This window comes from uncultured Leifsonia sp., assembly GCF_945957465.1.
Lineage (GTDB): Bacteria > Actinomycetota > Actinomycetes > Actinomycetales > Microbacteriaceae > Leifsonia.
This window is the reverse complement of record NZ_CAMFLC010000095.1, coordinates 1-5,679: the sequence shown is the minus strand read 5'-3', so window position 1 is coordinate 5,679 and position 5,679 is coordinate 1. Positions and strand designations below refer to the sequence as shown.

Genomic DNA, 5,679 nt, shown 5'->3' with positions numbered 1-5,679 from the left:
CCGCAGATCGGCTCTGCGCAGCCCGACGGATCCCCGCAGATCGGCTCTGCGCAGCCCGACGGATCCCCGCAGATCGGCTCTGCGCGGCCCGCGGTCTCCGGGACTGTCGGCGCGCCGACAATCGCTGCCGCATCCGACCCCGCCGCCCGGCTGCGGGCGCCGAAGGCGGACAAGCACCTGCCGCGCGTGATCACGCGCGAACAGATGGACGGGCTCCTCGCTGCGCTCAGCGCGCGCGCGGAGGACGGCGAACCGGCCGCCCTGCGCGACGTCGTCGTCATCGAACTGCTCTACGCCGCCGGGATCCGGGTGAGCGAGCTCACCGGCCTCGACGTCGACGATGTCGATCTCGAACGGCTCACGCTCCGGGTCGTCGGAAAGGGCAGCAAGGAGCGGGTGGTGCCGTTCGGCGTACCCGCTCTCCGGGCCGTTCGGCGCTATCTCTCCGCAGCCCGTCCTGCCCTCGCCGGTGAGCGCTCCGGCCCGGCCCTGCTGCTCGGCGCTCGCGGCGGACGACTCGGGACGCGCGCCGTCTACCAGCTGGTGGCATCCCTGCTGGCGGACCTGCCCGGCGGCGGACCGGCCGGTCCCCACACACTGCGTCACACGGCCGCCACCCACCTGCTCGACGGTGGCGCCGACCTCCGCGCAGTCCAGGAGATCCTCGGGCACGCCAGCCTCGGAACCACCCAGATCTATACGCACGTCTCCACCGAACGGCTGAAGGAGACCTACCGGATCGCACATCCCCGCGCGTGATTCAGCCCGTCGCGGGGCCCCGCAACGGGAGCAGGACCGAATGCGGTACGCGGTCGAAGAACAGCAGCGGCGACACGTACGCACCGTCGACCCGGACGCCCACGTGCAGGCAGATCGAGGAGCAATGCGCACCGGTGCTCACCACCCCGAGCGGGTCGCCGCGCACCACGACGTCGCCCACGCGCAGTCCCTCGGCGACGAGCGGCTCGTACGACGACAGCACCCCTGAGCCGTGATCGAGCGTCAGCACGGGACGGTCGACCACGACGCCGGCGAAGTGCACGATGGCGTCCGACGGTGCGACCACCGGAGTGCCCGGTTCGACGGCCAGGTCGATGCCGCGGTGACCGGCGGCGTACGGCGACGGCGGTGCCGCGTAGGCCTGCACGATCCGCTCCCGAGCGACAGGCCACTGCCAGCGCGGAAGAGCGGCCGCCCGCTCTGCGCCGCTCGCGCCACGACCTGAATCCCCGCTCCCATCGGCTGCCGCCCCCGCCCCGGACACCCCCAGCATCCCGACGAGCGCCGCCGCGGTCGCCGTCACCACCGTCGCTCTCGCGCACCGGATCGCTGTGCGTCCCGACCCCATCTGCCGTCCTCCTTCCTCCGTCGCCGGACGTTGTCAACCCTCGCGCGACCGGCCGCGAATGCGCCCCGTGATCGCGCGATCGGTGGACGAGCGACAACAGCCCGTCGATGTGGAGGACTCTTCTGCCCGTCCGGATTGCGGCGTACCGTGTCCAACGCCGCGACGCGTTCGGTCGCGCGCTACAACCGAAGAGGGATGACATGTCTGATCAACGCAGCACCGGTTCCGACCGAGAGCAGGCGGCCGACGGGGGAGAAGGGGCGCCCCAGCCCACGGCCGCGATGAAACGAAAGGTCGTCGGGCTCGCCACCGCCGCAGCGGTCGGCGGCTTCCTGTTCGGATTCGACTCGTCCGTGATCAACGGCGCGGTCGACTCCATCCAGCACCACTTCGCGCTGAACGCGTTCGTCACCGGCTTCATCGTCGCCGTCGCCCTGCTCGGCTGCGCAGTGGGCGCCTACTTCGCCGGACGCCTCGCCGACCGGTGGGGGCGCATCCGGGTCATGCTGATCGGCGCCGTGCTCTTCCTCGCCAGCTCGATCGGCGCCGGGCTGTCCTTCTCGGTGTGGGATCTGGGCTTCTGGCGCATCATCGGAGGCCTCGGCATCGGCATCGCGTCCGTCGTGGCGCCGGCCTACATCGCCGAGATCGCGCCGAAGCAACGGCGCGGCGGACTCGCGTCGCTGCAGCAGCTCGCCATCACGATCGGTATCTTCGTCGCGCTGCTCTCCGACGCCCTGCTCGCCGGTGCGGCCGGTGCCGCCGCGAACCAGCTCTGGTTCGGGCTCGAGGCCTGGCGATGGATGTTCCTCGTCGGCGTCGTCCCGTCGGTCGTCTACGGGCTCCTCGCGCTCGTGCTGCCCGAGTCGCCCCGTTACCTCCTGGCCACCGGCCGGCACGACGAAGCACGGGCGATCTTCTCGACCCTGGTGCCCGAGGAGGACGTCGACCGGCAGGTGCGCGACATCGAGCAGGCGATCGAGCAGGACAAGGACGCGGCGAAAGGCACCCTGCGCGGCAACCGGTTCGGGCTGAAGCCGATCGTCTGGATCGGCATCATCCTGTCGGTGTTCCAGCAGTTCGTGGGCATCAATGTGATCTTCTACTACTCGACGACGCTGTGGCGGGCCGTCGGCTTCACCGAGAGCAACTCGCTGCTGATCACCGTCATCACCTCGGTGACCAACGTGGTCGTGACCGTCGTGGCGATCCTCCTCGTGGACCGCGTCGGTCGCCGCCCCATCCTGCTGACCGGCTCCGTGGGCATGGCGCTGTCGCTGGCGGTCATGGCGCTGTCGTTCAGCTTCGCCTCCAAGTCGGGAGGCGAGGTGTCGTTGCCCAACCCGTGGGGTCCGATCGCGCTGGTCGCCGCGAACCTGTTCGTGATCTTCTTCGGCGCGTCGTGGGGGCCGCTGGTCTGGGTGCTGCTGGGGGAGATCTTCCCGCCCCGCATCCGCGGTGCGGCACTGGGCGTCGCCGCGTCGGCGCAGTGGGTCGCGAACTTCCTGGTCACGGTCTCGTTCCCGCCCATGTCCGACTTCTCGCTCCCCTTCACCTACGGTATGTACGCCGTGTTCGCCGCCCTGTCGTTCTTCTTCGTGTTCTTCAAAGTGCCCGAGACGAACGGGATGGCACTCGAGCACGCCGAGACGCTGTTCGCCAACGCGGGCCGCAGTCGCGGCCCGCAGGTGCGGTCGTCGGGAGACTCCGTCCCGCGGGCCTGAGCACCGCGGGCTCCCGCGAACCCGACGAGCCGGGATCCTGCTAGGATGTTCCCTGCACTCCGCACGTCGGAGTGACTACGCGTGTCCGCAACGCCCTCGTCGCAGGGCGGGCGCGTCTCCACCGGTCTCCTGATCATCCACCACGGTTCTTCCGTGCGGGTGCGCGGGTGCGGAGCAGCGCAGGGCACCAGGCGCGGCGATCGACCGATCGTCGCGGGACAACCGAGAGTCGCGACCCCGCCTCAGGGCCGGGCGCGCAAGACAAGGAGAACGGCAATGGCCGTCGTCACCATGCGCCAGCTGCTCGACAGCGGCGTCCACTTCGGACACCAGACCCGCCGCTGGAACCCGAAGATGAAGCGCTTCATCCTCACCGAGCGCTCCGGCAGCTACATCATCGATCTGCAGCAGTCGCTCGCGTACATCGACAAGACCTACGAGTTCGTCCGCGAGACGGTCGCCCACGGTGGCACCATCCTCTTCGTCGGCACCAAGAAGCAGGCGCAGCAGGCGATCGCCGAGCAGGCGACCCGCGTGGGCCAGCCCTACGTGAACCAGCGCTGGCTGGGCGGTCTGCTGACGAACTTCTCGACCGTGTCCAAGCGCCTCGCGCGCATGAAGGAGCTCGAGGAGCTCGACTTCGAGGGCACCACGAGCGGCTTCACCAAGAAGGAGCTGCTGATCAAGAAGCGCGAGCTCGACAAGCTGCACAAGTCGCTCGGCGGCATCCGCAACCTGTCGAAGACCCCGAGCGCCATCTGGGTCGTCGACACCAAGAAGGAGCACCTCGCGATCGACGAGGCGAAGAAGCTGGGCATCCCGGTCATCGCCATCCTCGACACGAACTGCGACCCCGACGAGGTCCAGTACCCGATCCCGGGCAACGACGACGCCATCCGCTCCGTCACGCTGCTCACCCGCATCGTCGCCGACGCCGCGGCCGAGGGCCTCATCCAGCGCCACCAGAAGCCCGAGGAGGGCTCCGAGCAGGCCGAGCCGCTCGCCGAGTGGGAGCAGGAGCTCCTCGCGCAGTCCAGCGACGAGGTCCAGGCCTCCGCCGAGAACGAGAAGGCGGCCGACGCCGACCTCGCCGAGGCCAAGGCGGACTCCGCCGAGGTCGTCGCCGAGGGCGAAGCCGACGCCGAGGCCAAGTAAGCAACTCCACCACGTCAAATCAGAAGGTTCCAGTCAGAACATGGCAAACATCAGCATCGCTGACATCAAGGCCCTGCGCGAGCAGCTCGGCACCGGCATGGTCGACACCAAGAAGGCCCTCGAGGAGGCCGGTGGCGACATCGAGAAGGCCACCGAGATCCTGCGCCTGAAGGGCGCGAAGGGCAACGCCAAGCGCGCCGACCGCTCCACCTCCGAGGGCCTCGTGGCCGCGAAGGAGAACGGCAACGGCACCGCGACGATGATCGAGCTCGCGTGCGAGACCGACTTCGTCGCCAAGGGCGAGAAGTTCATCGCGCTGGCCGACAAGGTCCTCGACGCGGCCGCGGGTGCCACCACCGTCGAGGAGGCGCTGGCCGCCCCCGCCGGGTCGCAGACCGTCGCCGAGCTCATCGGCGACGAGGCGGCGATCCTCGGCGAGAAGGTCGAGCTGCGCCGCATCGCCGTCGTCTCCGGCGAGAGCTTCGCGATCTACCTGCACAAGACCTCCAAGGACCTGCCGCCGCAGGTCGGCGTGGTCGTCGGCTACGCCGGCGGCGACGCGGAGACCGCCCGCAGCATCGCGCAGCACATCTCGTTCGCCAACCCGACCTACCTCACCCGCGAGGACGTCCCGGCCGACGAGGTCGAGAACGAGCGTCGCATCGTCGAGGAGATCTCGCGCAACGAGGGCAAGCCGGAGGCCGCGCTCCCGAAGATCATCGAGGGCCGCCTCGGCGCCTACTTCAAGCAGGTCGCACTGCTCGAGCAGGAGTACGCCCGCGACAACAAGCTGACCATCGCCCAGGTCCTCAAGGACTCGGGTCTGACCGTCTCGGGCTTCGCCCGCTTCAAGGTCGGCGCCTGACACAGGCATGAAGGAGTCCGGATCGTGAACCACGATCCGGACTCCTTTTCTGTGCGTGCCCGCGCTGTTCAGGCGCCGCGCCCACGCACTAGCGTTAACGAAACACACGGAAGGACTCGTACACGTATGTCGGCATCCACTCAAAGACGCAGGGTCCTCCTCAAACTCTCCGGCGAGGCGTTCGGAGGCGGTCAACTCGGGGTGAACCCCGACGTCGTCAGCAGCATCGCCCGCGAGATCGCCCAGGCGGCGACCGATGTGGAGATCGCCATCGTCGTCGGCGGGGGCAACTTCTTCCGCGGCGCCGAGCTGTCGCAGCGCGGCATGGACCGCGGCCGCGCCGATTACATGGGCATGCTGGGCACGGTCATGAACTCGCTCGCTCTGCAGGACTTCCTCGAGCAGGCGGGTGCGGAGACGCGCGTGCAGTCCGCCATCGAGATGACCCAGGTGGCCGAGCCCTACATCCCGAGGCGCGCCGAGCGCCACCTCGAGAAGGGCCGAGTGGTCATCTTCGGCGCCGGCGCCGGGCTCCCGTACTTCTCGACCGACACCGTCGCCGCGCAGCGCGCGCTGGAGATCAGCGC

General features: G+C 69.4%; 5 protein-coding genes and 1 pseudogene. 5 read left to right on the top strand and 1 reads right to left on the bottom strand.

Annotated features, from left to right (window positions below):
- The coding region (locus tag Q0Q23_RS19595) for a tyrosine-type recombinase/integrase (RefSeq protein WP_295128334.1) at positions 1 to 759 on the top strand (759 nt) is incomplete at its 5' end.
- 1 nt (position 760) lies between these two features.
- On the opposite strand, the gene Q0Q23_RS19590 is transcribed toward Q0Q23_RS19595, so the two are convergent.
- The gene (locus Q0Q23_RS19590) at positions 761 to 1,348 is read right to left on the bottom strand and encodes a M23 family metallopeptidase (protein ID WP_295128332.1); all 588 of its coding nucleotides are present in this window, start codon (positions 1,346 to 1,348) and stop codon (positions 761 to 763) included.
- A gap of 200 nt (positions 1,349 to 1,548) precedes the next feature.
- Here Q0Q23_RS19590 and Q0Q23_RS19585 point away from each other — a divergent pair, with 200 nt between their 5' ends.
- From Q0Q23_RS19585 to pyrH, 4 genes and pseudogenes are all read left to right on the top strand, one after another.
- Positions 1,549 to 3,072 carry a sugar porter family MFS transporter gene (locus Q0Q23_RS19585; protein ID WP_295128330.1) on the top strand — a complete coding sequence of 508 codons (1,524 nt, stop codon included), beginning with the start codon at positions 1,549 to 1,551 and terminating at the stop codon, positions 3,070 to 3,072.
- Between the two features lie 276 nt (positions 3,073 to 3,348).
- On the top strand, positions 3,349 to 4,227 hold the full coding sequence (gene rpsB / locus Q0Q23_RS19580) for a 30S ribosomal protein S2 (protein ID WP_295128328.1): 879 nt from the start codon (positions 3,349 to 3,351) through the stop codon (positions 4,225 to 4,227).
- 40 nt (positions 4,228 to 4,267) lie between these two features.
- Entirely contained in the window at positions 4,268 to 5,092 is an 825-nt protein-coding gene (gene tsf, locus Q0Q23_RS19575) for a translation elongation factor Ts (RefSeq protein WP_295128327.1), read from the top strand.
- Between the two features lie 126 nt (positions 5,093 to 5,218).
- Positions 5,219 to 5,679, top strand: a pseudogene (gene pyrH / locus Q0Q23_RS19570) (UMP kinase); the annotation flags it as partial.

Bases quoted from the DNA above. Each gene is read 5' to 3' on its own strand.
- tsf (WP_295128327.1), top strand. From the start codon at position 4,268: ATGGCAAACATCAGCATCGCTGACATCAAGGCCCTGCGCGAGCAGCTC.
- Q0Q23_RS19585 (WP_295128330.1), top strand. From the start codon at position 1,549: ATGTCTGATCAACGCAGCACCGGTTCCGACCGAGAGCAGGCGGCCGAC.
- rpsB (WP_295128328.1), top strand. From the start codon at position 3,349: ATGGCCGTCGTCACCATGCGCCAGCTGCTCGACAGCGGCGTCCACTTC.
- Q0Q23_RS19590 (WP_295128332.1), bottom strand. From the start codon at position 1,348: ATGGGGTCGGGACGCACAGCGATCCGGTGCGCGAGAGCGACGGTGGTG.